General features: G+C 71.1%; 11 protein-coding genes. 7 read left to right on the forward strand and 4 right to left on the reverse strand.

Annotated elements, in window-relative coordinates; all coding sequences use genetic code 11:
• The first annotated feature begins 35 nt into the window (after positions 1 to 35).
• Complete coding sequence (locus ACWEOO_RS39200; RefSeq protein WP_452147372.1) at positions 36 to 3,527, forward strand: indolepyruvate ferredoxin oxidoreductase family protein; 3,492 nt, start codon at positions 36 to 38, stop codon at positions 3,525 to 3,527.
• On the opposite strand, the gene ACWEOO_RS39205 is transcribed toward ACWEOO_RS39200, so the two are convergent.
• The 3 genes from ACWEOO_RS39205 to ACWEOO_RS39215 are packed head-to-tail and all read right to left on the reverse strand — an operon-like array spanning position 3,479 to position 8,234.
• Complete coding sequence (locus ACWEOO_RS39205) at positions 3,479 to 5,920, reverse strand: YfhO family protein (RefSeq protein ID WP_452147373.1); 2,442 nt, start codon at positions 5,918 to 5,920, stop codon at positions 3,479 to 3,481. The genes ACWEOO_RS39200 and ACWEOO_RS39205 overlap by 49 nt on opposite strands.
• Positions 5,917 to 6,864 (reverse strand): glycosyltransferase, encoded by a 948-nt coding sequence (locus tag ACWEOO_RS39210; protein ID WP_452147374.1) that lies wholly within the window; start codon positions 6,862 to 6,864, stop codon positions 5,917 to 5,919. Before ACWEOO_RS39210 ends, ACWEOO_RS39205 begins: the two co-directional genes overlap by 4 nt.
• The gene (locus ACWEOO_RS39215) at positions 6,846 to 8,234 is read right to left on the reverse strand and encodes a DUF2079 domain-containing protein (protein ID WP_452147375.1); all 1,389 of its coding nucleotides are present in this window, start codon (positions 8,232 to 8,234) and stop codon (positions 6,846 to 6,848) included. The genes ACWEOO_RS39210 and ACWEOO_RS39215 overlap by 19 nt, the downstream gene beginning before the upstream one ends.
• Positions 8,235 to 8,326: 92 nt before the next feature.
• On the opposite strand from ACWEOO_RS39215, the gene ACWEOO_RS39220 reads away from it, so the two are divergent.
• The 6 genes from ACWEOO_RS39220 (at position 8,327) to ACWEOO_RS39245 (ending at position 16,758) form a co-directional block, all read left to right on the forward strand.
• Positions 8,327 to 9,004 (forward strand): response regulator transcription factor, encoded by a 678-nt coding sequence (locus ACWEOO_RS39220; RefSeq protein ID WP_452147376.1) that lies wholly within the window; start codon positions 8,327 to 8,329, stop codon positions 9,002 to 9,004.
• The gene (locus ACWEOO_RS39225) at positions 8,997 to 10,442 is read left to right on the forward strand and encodes a sensor histidine kinase (protein ID WP_452147377.1); all 1,446 of its coding nucleotides are present in this window, start codon (positions 8,997 to 8,999) and stop codon (positions 10,440 to 10,442) included. Before ACWEOO_RS39220 ends, ACWEOO_RS39225 begins: the two co-directional genes overlap by 8 nt.
• A 104-nt stretch (positions 10,443 to 10,546) precedes the next feature.
• Positions 10,547 to 11,539, forward strand: coding sequence for an aldo/keto reductase (locus tag ACWEOO_RS39230; protein WP_363708362.1), 993 nt, complete (start codon positions 10,547 to 10,549; stop codon positions 11,537 to 11,539).
• A gap of 63 nt (positions 11,540 to 11,602) precedes the next feature.
• Positions 11,603 to 13,006: a MocR-like pyridoxine biosynthesis transcription factor PdxR gene (gene pdxR / locus ACWEOO_RS39235; protein ID WP_452147378.1), complete on the forward strand. Its 1,404-nt coding sequence runs from the start codon at positions 11,603 to 11,605 to the stop codon at positions 13,004 to 13,006.
• A gap of 39 nt (positions 13,007 to 13,045) precedes the next feature.
• Entirely contained in the window at positions 13,046 to 15,805 is a 2,760-nt protein-coding gene (locus ACWEOO_RS39240) for an AAA family ATPase (RefSeq protein WP_452147379.1), read from the forward strand.
• A 38-nt stretch (positions 15,806 to 15,843) separates the two neighbouring features.
• Entirely contained in the window at positions 15,844 to 16,758 is a 915-nt protein-coding gene (locus ACWEOO_RS39245) for an SDR family NAD(P)-dependent oxidoreductase (protein WP_452147380.1), read from the forward strand.
• Between the two features lie 2 nt (positions 16,759 to 16,760).
• Here the strand turns inward: ACWEOO_RS39245 and ACWEOO_RS39250 are convergent, their stop codons facing one another.
• Positions 16,761 to 17,516 (reverse strand): 4'-phosphopantetheinyl transferase family protein, encoded by a 756-nt coding sequence (locus ACWEOO_RS39250; protein ID WP_452147381.1) that lies wholly within the window; start codon positions 17,514 to 17,516, stop codon positions 16,761 to 16,763.
• Positions 17,517 to 17,529: the final 13 nt, after the last annotated feature.

The raw sequence follows: 17,529 nt of genomic DNA on the forward strand, positions 1-17,529 counted from the left end.
GCTCTGGGGAACTGCCGCGGACCCCTGGAGAGCCGATGACCGCCATCGCCCCCGCCGAGATCAGCGCGGAGCGACTCGCCGCTGCTCCGCCGTACGACCTCGACGACCGGTTCCGGCCGGCCGGTCCGCCGACGCTGCTGACCGGCGTCCAGGCGATCGCGCGACTCCTGGTCGAGCACCGCGCGCTCGACCGGCGCCGCGGGCTGCGGACCGCATCCTTCGTTTCCGGCTACCAGGGCAGCCCGCTCGGCGGCCTCGACCGGCTGCTGGCGGGCCTGCGGGACGTGCTCGACGAGAACGACATCCGGTTCGTCCCCGGGCTCAACGAGGAACTCGCCGCGACGTCGGTGTGGGGCAGCCAGATCGAGCTGCCGCTCGGCACCGGCACCCATGACGGGGTCACCGGCTTCTGGTACGGCAAGGGCCCCGGTGTGGACCGCGCGACCGACGCGCTGCGGCACGCCAACATGTACGGCGTGAACCCGCGCGGCGGCGCCGTGCTCCTGGTCGGTGACGACCCTGCCTCGAAGTCGTCGACCGTACCGGCGGTCAGCGAGCGGTCCCTGGCCGCACTGGGGATCCCGGTCCTCTTCCCGCGCAACGCGGCCGAGATCGTGACGCTCGGCCTGCACGCGATCGAGCTGTCGCGGGTGACCGGCTGCGTCGTCGCGCTGAAGATCGTCGCGGACGTCGCCGACGGCGCCTGGGCGGTCGACGCCGCCGCGGGCGACGTACTGCCGGTCGTCCCCGCGATCGAGTGGGACGGCAAGCCCTACCGGTACGAGCAGCGCCCGATGGTCGTCCGGCCGGACGCGATCGTGCGTGCCGAGGCGGACCTGGTCGGGCCGCGCACCGAGCTGGTGCGCGCGTACGCCGTCGAGAACGGCCTCGACGTGGTCGACGTCGACCCGGCGCACGCCCGTGTCGGATTCGTTGCCTCCGGCAGCTGCTACGACTCGATGCGGCAGGCGATGAAGGACCTCGGCGTCACGGACGAGGCGCTCGCGCGGGCGGGCGTCCGGGTGCTGCGGCTCGGGCTGATGAGCCCTGTCGCACCCGGCACCGTGCGCTCGTTCGCCGAGGGGCTGGACCGGATCGTCGTGGTCGAGGACAAGACCGCGTTCGTCGAGACCCAGATCCGGGAGATCCTCTACGGTACGCCGGACGCGCCGCAGATCGTCGGCAAACGCGACACCGCCGGCCGGCTGCTGATTCCCGCCGACGGTGAGCTCACGGCGGGCCGGCTGCTCGCGCCGCTGCGGTCCCTGCTGCAGGACCTGGTCGCCGTCACGCCGCCCCCGCCGCGGCGGATCTCGCTGCCGTTGCTCTCGACCAGTCGCTCGGCGTACTTCTGCAGCGGCTGCCCGCACAACCGCTCGACCGCGCTTCCCGAGGGGTCGATGGGCGGCGGCGGGATCGGCTGCCACGCCATGGTGACGATCTCCGACCGGCAGGATAGCGCCGTCACCGGAGTCACCCAGATGGGCGGTGAGGGAGCCCAGTGGATCGGCCAGGCGTGGTTCACCGACGCCGGCCACATCTTCCAGAACGTCGGTGACGGCACCTTCTTCCACTCCGGGCAGCTCGCCGTCCAGGCCTGCATCGCCGCCGGCGTGAACATCACCTACAAGGTGCTGTACAACGACGTCGTCGCGATGACCGGCGCGCAGGACGCCGAGGGCGCGCTCAGCGTGCCGCAGCTGACCCACAAGCTGTCAGTCGAGGGCGTGCGGAAGATCGTGGTCTGCGCCGACGAGCCGGAACGGCACCGTCGTCGCGACCTCGCGCCCGGCACGCTGCTGTGGAGCCGTGACCGTCTCGACGAGGCCCAGCGGATGCTGCGCGAAACCCCCGGCGTCACGGTGCTGATCTACGACCAGCACTGCGCCGCCGACGCACGGCGGCAGCGCAAGCGCGGCAGCCTGCCGGCCCGCACGCAGCGCGTCGTCATCAACGAGGCCGTGTGCGAGGGCTGCGGCGACTGCGGTGTGAAGAGCAACTGCCTGTCGGTGCAGCCGGTCGAGACCGAGTACGGTCGCAAGACCCGCATCGAGCAGACCTCCTGCAACACCGACTACAGCTGTCTCGACGGCGACTGCCCGTCATTCGTGGTCGTCGAGACGGCACCGCGGTCCACCCGGACGGCAGCCCGGAAGAAGGCGGCGTTTCCCGCGCCGCCGTCGGTGCCGCCGAGCAGCGCCGAGGACCGCGTCGCCGATACCCAGAACGTCTTCCTGGCCGGCATCGGCGGCACCGGCATCGTCACGGTCAACCAGGTGCTCGCGACCGCCGCGCATCGCGCCGGGTACGCCGTCGAGTCGCTCGACCAGACCGGGCTGAGCCAGAAGGCCGGCCCTGTCACCGGTCACCTGCGGTTCGCCGACTGCGAGCTCGAGCCCGCCAACCGGCTCACTCCCGGGTCCGCGGACTGCCTGCTCGGGTTCGACCTGCTGACACTCGCCGAGGACCGGAACCTTGCCTACGGCAACGGTGCCGTAACCCGGACCGTGGTCTCGACCAGCCGCACCGCGACCGGCGCGATGGTGTACGACCCTGCCGTCCAGCACCCCGACGAGGCCGGGTTGCTGGAGCGGGTCCGGACCGCGAGCGCGGAGACGTTCGACTTCGACGCGCTCGAGGCCGCGGACCGGATCTTCGGCAACACGATCGCGGCGAACTTCCTGCTCGTCGGCGCCGCCTACCAGACCGGTGCTCTCCGCCTGCCGGCAGCGGCGATCGAGGAAGCCATCCAGATCAACGGCACCGCGGTTGCCGCGAACATCGCCGCTTTCACCTGGGGGCGTGTGGCGGTCGCTGACCCGGCCGTGTTCCGCGCCGCCGGGAAGCAGTCGGCCGCGGTTGCGAGTCCCGACGTACCTGCTTCGGTCGCGGCCTCCGGGCTCGAGGGCGAGGTGCTGCGCCTCGTCGCGCGGCGCGCCGCCGACCTGGTCGCCTACCAGAACGTGAAGCTCGCGGACTCGTACGTCGACTTCGTGGCGCGGATCGCTGCCGCCGAGAGAGCCGTCACCATGGAGACGCGGCTCAGCGAGGCGGTCGCCCGCAACCTGTTCAAGCTGACGGCGTACAAGGACGAGTACGAGGTCGCGCGGCTTCTCACCGACCCGGCGTTCCTCGACTCCACCGGCGAGTCCTTCCCGGGTGGTGTGGTGTCGTTCAAGCTGCACCCGCCCGTGCTGCGTGCGATGGGCCGCAAGAAGAAGATCTCGTTCGGCCCCAAGTCGCACGGCACGCTGCGCGTCCTCTCCAGGCTCAAGTCACTCCGCGGCACCCGCGCGGACCTCTTCGGCTACGCGCACCTCCGCAAGGTCGAGCGCACCCTGCGCGACCACTACCGCACCCTGATGACCGGCCTGGCCGCCGACCTCAGCCCCACCTCGTACGACCGCGCCGTACAACTGGCCGAACTCCCAGACCTCGTCCGAGGCTACGAGTCCGTCAAACTCCGCAACGTCGACCGCTACGCCACCGCCCTCCGCGAACTGAACGTCGAACCCCCTGCGGTATGACGGACCAGGGACAGTGCAGCGGCTGCCAGGAGGACCAGGGCGGCGAGCGCCCCGCTTGCCAGGCCCGGGATCAGGCCGGGCGGGTGGTAGGTGCAGGAGACCGTGGACGCGCCTGCCGGTAGGGGTACGGCGAGAAGGCCTGCCCGGTTGTCGGGGGTGTGGGCGGGGCCGTTGTCGACGGAGCAGCGCCAGCCCTCGATTCGGACTGTTGCGATGACGAGCGAGGCAGACGTATCGCTCGGGTGAAGGCGGATGTGGATTGCGTGGCCGCTGACGTCGACTGCCGGCGGGCTGGGTGGAGTGAGAGTGTGGACGGCGGTGGCGAGGCGGGATCGATCGAGGCAGCCGATGGGGGATGAGGGGAGTGTCGCGCGGGGGCTGAGGCGGATGGGTACGGCGGCGACGCCGTCCGCGCTTGCGGTGCCGACCCGGAGCATCGGCGCGCCCGCGTAGACGCCGGGGGACTTCACCTTCGCGGACAGGTTGACGACCCAGCCGCGGCCGGCGACCAGGACCGAGCCGACGAACTCCGGCGCCGCGAACCAGATCTCCGAGCCGGGTGCGCAGGACGCGACCAGCACGTGTCCGTTCTCGGTGCGCACACGCGGCACGGTGTAGACGTCCGCGCCGAGCGCCGACTCCTGCGCGCCGAACGGTCCGGGATCGCTTGACGACCAGGCCGCCGCCGGTCGAACGGTGACCAGCGGCGGTACGTCGTACTTCTCCAGCGACAGCCGGCCCACGACGCGCGACCGGATCGCGAAGATCGCGTCGGCCACCGGGTTCCGCGGGTCGACCAGCGCCCGTCCGTACGAGCTGTACCCGAACCCGAGATCGAGCAGCTGTTGCGACACCCGGTCGGGCATCGTGCTCGAGTAGTACTGCGGCCCCTGTCCGCCGATCAGCATCGGATCGTTGACGGTCTGCTCCGCTCCGGGCGCCGTGCGGTACGTCGGCCAGTCCGCCGCGGAGGTGACCATCGAGCGCAGCGCGGTGTGCTCGGCGCCCCACGGCGCCTTCGCACTCAGGATCTTGCTCCGCCGCTCGTCGATCGCCACCGACGACAACGAGACCTCCACGAACACGGCGGCGACGAGCACCGCCGCCGCTCCCCGCCGTACCCATCGTGGCGACCGGCTCAGGAACCACGCCCCGAGCGCGACGACGACCAGCACCGGTACGACGAGCTGCGTGGCCCGCGTCGTACTGCGGACGTCCCAGGACACGACGTACAGCAGCAGCACAGCGCCAATCGGGGCAGCGACCGTCAGTACGGTGCGGACCCCGGCGGACCAGGAGATCCAGCCGACGATGACCAGCAATCCGGCCACGACGAACGCCTGCCGGTACGGGCTGCCGTTCGGCGCGTCGAAGCCGTGCCAGATCTCGTGGGTGATCCGGATCTGCAGGCTGACCATCGTGAGCACGACGGTAGCGGTCCACACGATCCGTTCGCGGGCCGGAACGAGCCGGTTGAGCGGCAGGCTGACCGCGAGCAGCAGCATGACTGTGCCGACCGCGAGCCCCGGGGTCGTGCCGACTCCTTCGCTGCCGGGCAGCAGCCGGGCCAGGAAGGTGAGCGGGAGGACCGGCTGGAAGACCACCTCCGGGCTGGGCCGCGCGGCGCGCACGGCCTCGAACGTCGGCAGCAGCAGCGGAGCCGCCAGTCCGGTTCCGAGGCCGATGGCAACGAAGCAGCGCAACGCGCCGGTCAGCCGATGCCGCCACGACACCGTCGCGTCGTCCGCGAGCAGACGCGCCACCACGACGAGCGCCGCGCCGATCATCGCCATGTAGACGGTGTAGAAGTGCGACGTCCACAACAGCGCGACGACGAGCGACGTCACCAGCAACGACAGCGTTGACCGCCGCCGCAGGATCCATTCGCACAGCAGGCAGATCACCGGGAACGCGACCAGCCCGTTCAGCCAGACACTCATGTACGCCGCATCGTCGATCGCCCACCCGCACGCGCCGTACGACACGCCCGCGATCACCGCCGGCCAGGCCGGGCCCGGACGCAGGTACCGCAGGTACGCCGTCATCGCGCCGGCCGCGAGCCCGATCGCCAGCACGTCGACGAGGAACAAGGCCAGGTCGACGTGATCCCGTGGCATCAGCACGGTGATCCACGACAACGTGGAGCCGACGTAGGCCATGAAGTCGCCCAGGAACGGTACGCCGAACCCGCTCGACCAGTTGAAGAACAGATCGCCGCCGTGGCCGGTCAGGACGTCGCGGTAGTGCGCGTACATCGGCACGATCTGCTGACCGAGGTCGTTGGTGCTCCGCGGCCGGTCCCCGAACGGATAGGTGTGGCGCAGGATCCCGCTCAGCACGAAGGTCAGCCCGGCGGCGAGCGCGGCGACCGGCGCCGGCCAGTGCCGCCTCATGAACCGGCCCCGACCGTCGCCGGGGCCTGCGAAGGCGCCGGATGTGTCAAGTAGCTCAACCGCGCGGCCTCCTGCCGGCTCCGGCCGATCGCGTCGAGCAGATAACCGAGCACCAGCGTCAGGATCGCCGCCAGCCCGATTGACGACGCGAGGATCGCGGTCGGGAACCGCGGGACGAGCCCGGTCCGCACGAACTCCAGGACGACGGGAGCGCCCAGCGCCAACGCCGCCGTACCGAGGATCGCCGCGATCACGCCGTGGAACAGCACCGGCCGCTCCAGTCGTGCGAGGTGCAGGATCCAGCGCAGGATCCGCAGCCCGTCGCGATACGTCCGCAGCTTGCTCTCGCCGCCGGCCGGCCGCTCCTTGTAGCCGACCTCGACCTCAGCGACCGGGACCCGTAGGTGCAGTGTGTGGATGGTGAGCTCCGTTTCGATCTCGAACTCCGGGGCGAGCGCGGGGAACGACTTCACGTACCGCCGCGAGAAGGCCCGGTAGCCGCTCAGCATGTCGGTGATGTCGCGGCCGAACAGCGCGCCGACGGCGGCGGTCAGCACCCGGTTCCCGAGGGTGTGGCCCGGCCGGTACGCCGCGGAGTCGGAGTGCCGCCGTACGCCGACCACTTGGTCGTACGGACCGGCCAGCAGGGCGTTCACCAGGTCGGCCGCGCGGGCCGCCTCGTACGTGTCGTCGCCGTCGATCAGCAGGTAGACGTCGGCCTCCACGTCCGCGAACGCACGCCGGACCACATTCCCCTTGCCGCGGCGCGCGACGTGCCGGACGGTCGCCCCCGCGGCGGCAGCGATCGCGGCAGTCTCGTCGGTCGAGTTGTTGTCGTAGACGTAGATCTGTGCTGCCGGCAACGAGTCGCGCAGTTCGGTAACCACCTTCCGCACCGCCGCGGCCTCGTTGTAGCACGGCACGATCACCGCGACCGCGGCCATGTCTCTCCTTCGGTGTTGTGCGGCGCGACGTGCCGGAGCAGGATCAGGGCGCCGTCCCGGACGACGAGATCGTCCGCGCGCGGCGACACGTGCGGGTCGTCGTACGGCGCCAACGTCCACTCGGTCGGCCGTTTCGCCTTGAGCAGGTACACGTCGGTCCGGGACGAGAGGTGCGGCGCGATCGTGTCCGTCGTACTCACTGTGGCGCCGTCCGGGATCCTGGTGATCAGTCGGTCGGCGGCGGCCGTGAACTCCGACCGGTGCCCGGGACCGTTCGCGGCGGATGACTGCAGGAACAGCGTCACGCAGGTCGCCGCCAGAGCCGCGGAGACGACAGGCAGGAGGCCGCGCAGGCGTGGCCGGAGCAGGACCAGTCCGTGGATCAGCGCGCAGAAGAGCATCGGCATGAGTACGGCGTCGTAGTGGAAGGTCGGGATCCAGTAGAGGATGTACGTGCTTGTCAGACGCCAGCCCAAGGTCGGCACCAGCAACAGCACAAGGGGCGACCTGAGCGCGAGGAAGAGTGTCGGCAGCAGAAGCAGCACGACCAGGTGAAGCTTTCCCGGCGAGAGCAAGTCGCCGGCCAGGGCGGGCTCCGGTGGCCGGAGACCACGTGCGCCCAGATAGCGGTAGTTGCCGTAGGCACTGAAGGCCGGGATGATCACGAACACGCTGAGCAGCGACGCCGCGGTGCCGCCGGCCGCGATGAGCAGCCCGAGCCGACGGGTGCCGGGGCGTAGGGCGATCAGCAGTCCCAGCACGGCCAGCGTCAGTCCGAGGTCCTCCTTGACCAGGACCAGGGGAGCGGCGATTGCGACGGCGCGCCCCGGCCGGCCGTGGAGCAGTTCGGTCAGGGCGAAGGCGATCAGCGGTACGGCGAACGCGATCTCGTGGAAGTCGAACGTGATTGCGTTCAGCAGGCCCCAGGACAAGCCGTAGCAGGTCCCGACGACCAATCCGGTTCTGGTGCCGAGCGTCGTACAAGCGAGGCGGGTGATGGGGAAGACGGACACCGCGAGCAGCAGCGCCTGCGCGACCAACAGCGTCTCGGCCGTTGGGAAGAGCCGGTAGAACGGCGCGAGCACGATCAGGATCGGATGGAAGTGGTCGCCGAGCAGGATCAGCTGCGGGTCCCGGATCGTCGACACCGGGAGCCGGCCGTGGGCGTAACTCCGCACGGCCTGGTCGAAGATGCCGAGATCGAAGCCGCCGGAGCGATAGGCCCAGTGGCGCTGCACCGCGAACCAGGTGTAGGCGGCTGCGAACCCGGCGGCCTGGGCGGCCGACGGCCAGGGGCTCGCGCGACGGTCCGCGACCGCGGCCAGGGAACGCGTGAGCCGGCGCGTGGCCGGGCGATGGGCGAGAAGCATGCGGGGGAGTCTGCGGCCGGCGTACCAAAGGGGGCCTGAAGCAACCTGAAGACTTCTTCAGGATGGTCCGCGGGATGTGTGATCCTGGGACGGTGCGGCTACTGGTGGTGGAGGACGAGCGCCGGCTCGCCGCCGCGCTGAAGTGGGGCCTGGAGTCGCACGGCTTCACCGTCGACGTCGTGCACAGCGGGCCCGAGGCGCTGTGGGCCGCGGAGGAGAACGCGTACGCCGCGATCATCCTCGACGTGATGCTGCCCGGCCTGAACGGCTACCGCGTCTGCGAGAGTCTGCGCCGCGGCGGCGACGCGACGCCGATCCTGATGCTGACCGCGAAGGACGGCGAGTACGACCAGGCCGAAGGGCTGGACACCGGCGCCGACGACTACCTGACCAAGCCGTTCTCGTACGTCGTCCTGGTGGCCCGCCTGCGCGCACTGCTACGGCGCAGCGGCGCGGTGCGGGTCGAGCTCGAGGTCGGCGATCTGGTCATCGACCCGGCGGCCCGGACCTGCCGCCGCGGCGAGCGGGCGATCGACCTGACCGCGCGCGAGTTCGCGATCCTGGAGTGCCTGGCGCGGCGGCGCGACGTGGTGGTGACCAAACGCGAGATCCTCGAACAGGTCTGGGACGCCCACTACGACGGCGACGTGAACGTGGTCGAGGTCCACGTCAGCGCCCTGCGCCGCAAGATCGACCAGCCGTTCGGCCGGAACACCCTGCAAACCGTGCGCGGCATGGGCTACCGCCTCACCGGCAGCAGCCATGCCTGACCTCCGGCTGTCGACCGCCCTCCGCGCCGCTGTGGTCGCGGGACTGGTCGCGGCGGTGCTGGCCGTCGGCTTCGCGTTCTGGATCCACCACCAGATCTTCACCTCGCGCTACCACGATCTCGAGCGTCAGGCGGACAGCGACCGGCAACAGCTCATCGCGAACATGTACGGGTACCGAACCCTCCAGCCTGTCACCGGGAGCTTTGCCCAGGCTCCCACGGACGCGGTGTTCGAGGTCGTCGACGACACCGGCAAGGTCGTCGAGTCGAGCCCGGTGATCGGTGCCCTCGGAGCGGTTCCGGTCGCGCCCCGTCCGAACCGGTACGACCTGACGGACAGTATGTTCGTGACTGTCCGCGGACTCGGCCCCGACTCCCACTGCGCCGCCGCGCCGCAGGGCGACTGTGCCATCGCCACCAGGATGGCCGGACGGCGCGTGTGGGTGGACCGGCAGGTCGTCGCGGTCCGCGATGTCCTGCTGAAAGGCGATCCGAACGACGTCGTGGTGGTGTCGGTCTTCGTTCTGCCGTTCGAGGCCGAGGACGCGGCCGCCGAGGTGGACCGCGTCCTGCAGCGGACGCTGCCGCTGGCGGTCCTGCTGATCATGGTCGGCGCGTACGTCGGCACCCGGCTGGCGCTCCGGCCGATCGAGCGGATGCGGGCCCGGGCAGCGGCGATCAGCCAGCGGAACCTGCACGAGCGGCTGCCGATTCCTCCGACCGGAGACGCGGTCGCGCGGCTGGCGGCGACGCTGAACGACACGCTCGCCCGGCTGGAGGCGGCCGCCGACCAGCAACGCGGCTTCGTCGCCGACGCGGCCCACGAACTACGCAGCCCGATCGCCACGTTGCGCACCACCTTGGAGGTGGCGGGCGCGCATCCCGAGCGCGCCGACTGGCCGCGGGTGAACCGGGTCGCGGTCGAGGAGGTCCAGCGGCTCCAGCAACTCGCCGACGACCTGCTCCTGATGGCGCGACTCGACGCCGACGCCACAACCACCCTGCAGCCGGTCGACCTGGCCGAGCTGGCTCGCCGGCAGCTGGCACGGCGAATCGGCGACGGCCCGGACCTCGACTTCGAGTCGGCCCAGTCTGCGATGGTGGAAGGCGATCCCCGGCAGCTGGACCGGCTGCTCCGCAACCTGCTCGACAACGCCGTACGGCATGCGCGGACCAGCGTCACCGTGCGGATCGAGCAGCGCGCCGACCACGTCGTACTGCACGTCGACGACGACGGCCCCGGCATCCCGGCGGCCGACCGCGAGCGCGTCTTCGAGCGGTTCACCCGCCTGGACGAGGCCCGCACCCGCGATGCCGGGGGAGCCGGGCTCGGCCTGGCCATCGCGCGGGAGATCGCCCATCGCCACCACGGCACGCTCACCGCCTCCACGCCGGAGTCCGGCGGCTCCCGGTTCACGCTGAGCATGGTCGCCGGCTGAATTGGTCCGCGATTCCGCGGGCCGATTGGGCGTGGATACCGCCGGACCCGCACCTAGATTGGCCGTGCGGAGTGACCAACGGTGCAAAGGAACTGGATCGATACATGGAGTACCGCAATCTGGGTAGGACGGGACTGAAGGTCAGCGAGGTCTGCCTCGGCGCGATGCACTTCGGCGGACCGACGGACGAGCAGACCAGCGTCCGGATCCTCGACGAGTTCGCCGACGCCGGCGGCACCTTCGTCGACACGGCCGACGTGTACAACGCGGGTGAGTCCGAGGCGGTTCTCGGCCGCTGGCTCAAGGGCCGCGACCGCGACGCGTTCGTGATCGCAACCAAGGTGTACGGCGCGATGGGCGACGGACCGAACGACGACGGGCTGAGCCGCAAGCACATCCTGTCCGCCGTCGAAGCGAGCCTGCGGCGCCTCGGCACCGACTACATCGACCTGTACTACACCCATGTCTGGGACACGGCTACGCCGATCGAGGAGACGCTGGCGACGCTCGACACCCTCGTCACGTCGGGCAAGGTCCGGTACCTCGGAGCGAGCAACGTCACCGGCTGGCAGCTGCAGAAGGCCATCGACCTCGCGGGGCCGAACCGGTACACCGCGCTGCAGCCGCTGTACAACCTGCTCGACCGTGAGGCCGAGTGGGAGCTCCTGGCGATCTGCCGCAACGAGGGCCTCGGCGTGATGCCATGGAGTCCGCTGCGGGCCGGGTGGCTGGCAGGCCGGTTCCATCGCGGCATGGAGGCGCCGCCGGCGGACAGCCGGGTGGCGGCCGCGGCGGACCGTGGGCTGCTGGAGGCGTGGGACTACTACGACAACGAGCGGACCTGGAGCGTTCTCGACGCGCTGCACGACATCGCGGCCGCGACCGGTCGGAGCGTGTCTCAGATCGCGCTGCGGTGGCTGATCCAGACGGAGCCGGTCACCGCTCCGATCATCGGACCGCGCACGCTGGAGCACTACGTCGACAACATCGGCGCCGTCGGCTGGTCCCTCACCGAGGAGCAGCTCGACCGCCTGACGGCAGTCAGCGAGAAGCAGCCGGTCTACCCGTACGACCTGCTCCGCAACTTCCAGCGCTGACCTGGGGCCGGTGCGGCGACGCGCCGTACCGGCCCTCGGACGTCGTGACTAGGATCTGTGGTCATGGCGAGGCAGTCCACGCGCGCGGCCTGGACTGTGGTCCTGACCCTGGACGGTCTCGGCAAGCTCCACCAACAGGTCGAGCGCGCGTTGCGGGAGGCCGTCCGATCGGGACGCGTGTCGAGCGGCACGGTGCTGCCGCCCAGCCGTGAGCTGGCAGCGCAGCTCGGCTGCTCGCGGTGGGCCGTCACCCAGGCGTACGGCCAGCTCGTGACCGAGGGCTACCTGGCTACGCGAGTCGGGTCCGGGACCTGGGTCAGCTGGTCCGGCTCCAGCCGGCCGCCGGTTCGCCGTACGGCTACGGCCGGCGTGCCGACGTACAGGTTCGATCTGGCGCCGGGCGCGCCCGACCTGCGCGCGTTCCCGCGCACGCGGTGGGCGGAGGCAGCCCGGGCGGCCTCGCGGACGATACCGACCGCCGGCCTCGGGTATCCGGACGAGCAGGGCTATCTGCCGTTGCGCGAGCTGATGTCCGACTACCTGCAGCGTAGTCGCGGAGCGATCGTGACGGCCGAGGACGTTGTCATCCGCAGCGGTGTCAGCGCGAGTGTCCGCCAACTCTGCACGGGCCTGCGCGCGACGGGCATCGATCGAATCGCCGTCGAGGACCCGGGCTGGACGCGCCTGCGTGCCGTGATCGAGTCGGCGGGTGTGCGGACCGAGCCGGTGCCGGTCGATCAGCACGGTCTCGACGTCGAGCGGCTCGCCCGGCGGGACGATCTGCGCGCCGTGCTCGTCACCGCGGCCCATCAGTTCCCGACCGGCGTCGTCCTCGCGCCGCAGCGACGGCTGGAGCTGATCGAGTGGGCGCGGCGGAACGGCGGCGTGATCCTGGAGGACGACTACGACGCCGAGTTCCGGTACGACCGCAGCCCGGTCGGCACGCTGCAGGGGATGGCGCCGGAGCACGTCGTACTGCTCGGCTCGGTCAGCAAGACGCTGAGCCCCGCGATCGGGATCGGCTGGCTCGTCGCCCAGGGACGCTGGCGGGAGCTGCTGGAACGATCGTCCGGGCACGGACCGTCGACGCTCGACCAGGCGACATTCGCGGAACTGATGGCGGCCGGTGCGTACGACCGCCATCTGCGCGCCATGCAGCGCCGCTACAAGCGCCGCCGGGATCAGCTTCTGGCCGCGGTACGCCGGGAGTTGCCGACGTGGACGATCGGCGGGGCAGCGGCCGGCCTGCATCTGACGCTGACCCATCCCGCGAGCCTCGACACTGCCCGGCTCACGATCGCCGCCCGCGACGCCGGAACCCGGATCGTCCCGCTCGCCGCGTACCGCATTCAGGCCAATGGCAGCGACGACGGCATAGTCCTCGGCTACGGCAACATCGCCGACAACGAGGTCGCCCCGGCCATCCGAACCCTGGCCACGTGCCTGGTGCGACTACGCGCCTCGTAGCCGTATCGGCCCGGAGGCGATTGCCGGTACTCTCGATCGGTGGCACCTGGCCCCCAGGGCGCCGGACTGATCGGGCGGCGAAACGAGTGTCGAGCCCTTGATGACCTCTTGCGAGGCGCCAGGGTGGGGCGGAGTGCGGCCCTCGTCCTGCGCGGGGAAGCGGGGATCGGCAAGACTGCCCTGCTGAAGTACGTCCTCGAGCGGTCGGACGGATGCCGCCTGGTGCGAGCGGCCGGCATCCAGTCGGACATGGAACTGTCGTACGCCGGTCTGCACCAGCTCTGCGCTCCGCTTCTGGCCGGTCTCGATCACCTTCCGGAGCCGCAGCGTGACGCGCTCGGCGCAGCGTTCGGCCTCCGTACGGGGATCGCGCCGGACCGGTTCCTCGTCGGCCTCGCCGCCCTCGGGTTGCTCGCGCACGCCGCAGCTGAGCAGCCGCTGCTCTGTCTCGTCGACGACGCGCAGTGGCTGGACCAGGCGTCGGCGTTGACGTTGGGCTTCGTCGGCCGCCGACTGCTGGCGGAGTCCGTCGTACTGCTGCTGGCTGTCCGTGAACCTGCGCCGCATCAGTCGCTGGTAGGGCTTCCCGACCTGCCGGTCCCGGGGCTGCGCGACCGGGACGCCCGGCGGCTGCTCGACTCCGCCGTCACCGGTCCGCTCGATCCGCGGATCCTCGACCGCATCGTGGCCGAGGCCGGCGGCAATCCGCTGGCCCTGCTCGAACTGCCGCACAGCTGGACGGAGGCGGGCGCGGCCGGCGGCGTCGCGGCGGAGGCGCCGCTGCTGGAGAGCCAGATCGAGCGGGAGTTCGTCCGCCGGATCCAGTCGCTCCCGGCCGGGGCCCGATCGCTGATGGTCGTCGCCGCCGTCGAGCCGGTCGGCGACGCTGGGCTGTTGCACCGGGCGGCCGAGCGTCTGGGGATCGACGTCGGTCCCGCCGTCGCGAGCGCGTCGGAGCTGCTGGACGTGAGCACCGACGTCCGGTTCCGGCATCCGCTGGTCCGCTCCGCGACGTACCGGGTCGCATCCGGGACGGATCGCCGGGCGGTGCATCGCGCGCTGGCGGACTCGATCGATCCGGAGGTGGATCCCGATCGCCGGGCCTGGCATCGCGCGCAGGCCGCACAGGGCCCCGACGAGGACGTGGCGGCGGAGCTGGAGCGCTCGGCCGTCCGCGCTGAGGCGCGTGGCGGCGCCGCGGCGGTGGCCGCGTTCCTGGAGCGCGCGTCTGAGCTGACCGGCGATCCCGGCCGCCGCTCGACCCGCGCGCTGGACGCCGCGTACGCGAAGTTCCAGGCAGGGGCGTTCGAACCGGCGACGAATCTCCTGGCGACCGCGAGTGCCGACCCGCCCGACGAACTGGCACGAGCCCGCATCGACGTCCTGCGGGGCGGTCTCGCGTTCGCACAGGGCCGGGGCCTGGACGCTCCCGCTCCGCTGCTCCGCGCGGCGCGCCGGCTCGAGAAACTCGACGGCGCACTGGCTCGTGAGACCTACCTGGAAGCCCTTTCGGCAGTGATCTTCAACGGTCACCTCGCGAGGAGTCCGGGATGGCTGGAGGTCGGAGCGGCGGCGCGTGGTGCGCCGCCGTCGCCGTCGCCACGGGCGACCGACGAGCTCCTTGATGCGCTGGCGGTCCGTCTGACCGAAGGCTTCACCGCCTCGGTGCCGATGATCGAGAGGGCGCTCACGGCCTTCTCGGCCGACGACCTTCCGGTCCAAGAGTCGCTCCGCTGGCTCTTGCTGGCGGGAGTGATCGCGGCGGACCTGTGGGATCTCGAACGGTGGCAGACGGTCACGACACGCCATGTGGAGCTCACCCGCCGGACGGGAGCGCTCAGCGGGCTTCCGCTGGCTCTGGACTCGTCGGCTGTCGTGCTGGTCTTCGCCGGTGAGCTGACGGCAGCGGCTGCGGTGGTCGAGGAGGTGCGAACGGTGAGTACGGCGACCGGCACCGTCCAACCGCCCTTCGGAGCGCTGGCCCTGGCCGCGGCGCGTGGTCAGGAGCGAGACGCCCGCGTGCTGATCGATGCGACGGTGAAGGAAGGGACCCTCCACGGTCAGGGACTTGGCGTGACAGTTGCGAACTGCCACCACGCGGTCCTCTGCAACGGCCTGGCCCGGTACGACGAGGCGATGAGCGCGGCGGCCAGGGCAGCCAGGTACCAGGAGGAATTCGGTGCGCCGCGATGGGCGCTCGCCGAGCTGATCGAGGCGGCCGTCCGCGGTGGTTCACCCCAGGCGGCGTACAACTCTCTGGAGCAACTCTCGGAGACAGCTCGGGCCAGCGGCACGGACTGGGCACTCGGCGCCGAGGCGTGCGCACGCGCTCTGCTGAGCGAGGGGATAGCTGCCGAGGACCTGTACCGTGAGGCGATCGAGCGACTCGGCCGGACCCGCGTCCGCCTGAACCTGGCGCGTGCGCATCTTCTGTACGGCGAGTGGCTGCGGCGGGCGGATCGCGGCGTCGACGCGCGGGCGCAGCTCACGACGGCCCACGACATGCTCAGCCACTTCGGCGCCGACGCGTTCGCCGAGCGCGCGCGCCGTGAACTGCAGGCGACGGGCGCGACGATCCGCGAGCCCACCGTCGCGCGGCGGACGGCACTCACCGCTCAGGAGTCCCAGATCGCCCGCCTCGCCGGCGACGGCCTGACCAATCACGAGATCGCCGCAAGGCTGTTCCTCAGTCCGCACACCATCGACTGGCACCTGCGCAAGGTCTTCTCGAAACTCGGCATCGCCTCCCGACGAGAGATCGCGACCAGACTGGCCGAGGGCGCGGCCACGTCTGCCTAGAGCAACTGGGTGGGCCTTGCCGGCGCTAGCATGCAGCGATGCTGACGTGGGGCGACGACGACATCCTCGACCAAGAAGGCCGGACGGTTGTGGTCACCGGCGCTAACTCGGGTCTGGGGTTGCGCGCGGCGACTGTGCTCGCGGCCAAAGGGGCCCGGGTGATCCTCGCCTGCCGGTCCCGCGAGCGCGGTGAGCGCGCCGCGGCGGCGGTCGGTGGTGAGCTCGTGCTGGCGGACCTCGCGGACCTGGACTCGGTGCGAACGGCCGCCGCGGAGATCCGGGACCGTACCGGAGAGCGCGTCGACCTGCTGATCAACAACGCGGGCATCCCGGCGGGCCGGCTCCGGCGTACCGCCCAGGGACACGAATCGATCTTCGCGACCAACTACCTGGGCCACGCCGCGCTGACCTGGCTGCTGATGCCCGCACTCCGCGCCGGGAAGTCGGCCCGCGTCCTGACCGTGTCCAGCATCGCCCAGCGCGGCAAGGGTTTCGACGTCGAGGACCCCGACTTCGAGCACCGGCGGTTCCGGATGGCGTACGCGTACTCGCAGTCCAAGCTGGCCGGGCTGATGTTCGCACTGGAGCTCCAGAAGCGTCTGCACGCCGAGGGTTCCCCGGTGCTCAGCGTCGCCGCGCACCCCGGATTCACCGGCACGGAGATGGGCGCCGCCGGCGCCCGCAACCAGGGCCTCGGCGCGTTCGCGCGACCGTTGAACGCGCTGACGAAGGCTCTGTCCCAGTCCGTACCCGAGGGCACATTGCCCCTGCTGTACGCCGCGACCGCACCCGACGTCCGGGGCGGTGACTACTACGGCCCACGGAAGTTCGGCGAGTTCTTCCGCGGCGTCGGCCCGGCCCGCATCGACCCACGAGCCCAGGACGAGAAACTCCGAGCCCGCCTCTGGGACCGCACCGCCGAACTGACCGGCGTACGGCCGGACCCCGCCTGACCTCAGGTGACCTCCAAGGCGAGCTGGTGGATCACATGGTGGTGCACCTCGGCCGACGGTTCGGTGGCAACCGTGGCGAGGTGGCCAGGTTTGGGCGCCCAGCGGCGCAGGTGCAACTGCCGATGCCCCGGCACCGAAGCCGTCCGGATGCCGCTGTCTGGATGCGCGTTGATCGCGACCGCCCGCGGATCGATCCGTAGGCCGGAGCCGACGGCCTTGAGCGCGGCTTCCTTCGCAGTCCAATGGTCGAAGAAGGCGTCTCGGAGTTGGTCGTCGGAGAGCTCTGCCGAGCGCAGGACGGTAGCGTCGTCAGGATGCAGGATCCGTGCTGCGAGCTGCGCGGGGTCGACGCGTGCACCGACCTGCTCGACGTCGAGGCCGATCCGGTCGCGCAGCGACAGTGCGACTCCGACCATGTCGCCCGAATGAGTGACCGAGATCCGGAGGTCCGATCCGCGCACGGACGGCCGCCCGTGGTGGCGATCGCAGCTCGGGCAGCGGCGATCGACAGTGAGCTGCGAGCCCGGGATCCCCAGTCGCCGGCCCGCGAGGTGGCGGACCATGACCGCTCCGAACAGGTAGCGCTTCGCGTCGGCGGCATGCCGGAAGCTCGCCAACCGGACCTTCTCGTTCGCGTCGAGCAGGGAGGTCAACGACAGCGCGCACGCGTCCGACTGGTCGTGTACGTCGAGCCAGTGAACGTCGACCCGGCCGTCGCCTCGGCAGCGGTTGAGCGCGGTACCCGCATCGGACGACACCGCCATAACGTAA

Source organism: Kribbella sp. NPDC004138 (assembly GCF_053603655.1).

Bases quoted from the DNA above. Each gene is read 5' to 3' on its own strand.
- ACWEOO_RS39245 (WP_452147380.1), top strand. From the start codon at position 15,844: ATGCTGACGTGGGGCGACGACGACATCCTCGACCAAGAAGGCCGGACG.
- ACWEOO_RS39225 (WP_452147377.1), top strand. From the start codon at position 8,997: ATGCCTGACCTCCGGCTGTCGACCGCCCTCCGCGCCGCTGTGGTCGCG.
- pdxR (WP_452147378.1), top strand. From the start codon at position 11,603: ATGGCGAGGCAGTCCACGCGCGCGGCCTGGACTGTGGTCCTGACCCTG.
- ACWEOO_RS39205 (WP_452147373.1), bottom strand. From the start codon at position 5,920: ATGAGGCGGCACTGGCCGGCGCCGGTCGCCGCGCTCGCCGCCGGGCTG.
- ACWEOO_RS39230 (WP_363708362.1), top strand. From the start codon at position 10,547: ATGGAGTACCGCAATCTGGGTAGGACGGGACTGAAGGTCAGCGAGGTC.
- ACWEOO_RS39215 (WP_452147375.1), bottom strand. From the start codon at position 8,234: ATGCTTCTCGCCCATCGCCCGGCCACGCGCCGGCTCACGCGTTCCCTG.
- ACWEOO_RS39210 (WP_452147374.1), bottom strand. From the start codon at position 6,864: ATGGCCGCGGTCGCGGTGATCGTGCCGTGCTACAACGAGGCCGCGGCG.
- ACWEOO_RS39200 (WP_452147372.1), top strand. From the start codon at position 36: ATGACCGCCATCGCCCCCGCCGAGATCAGCGCGGAGCGACTCGCCGCT.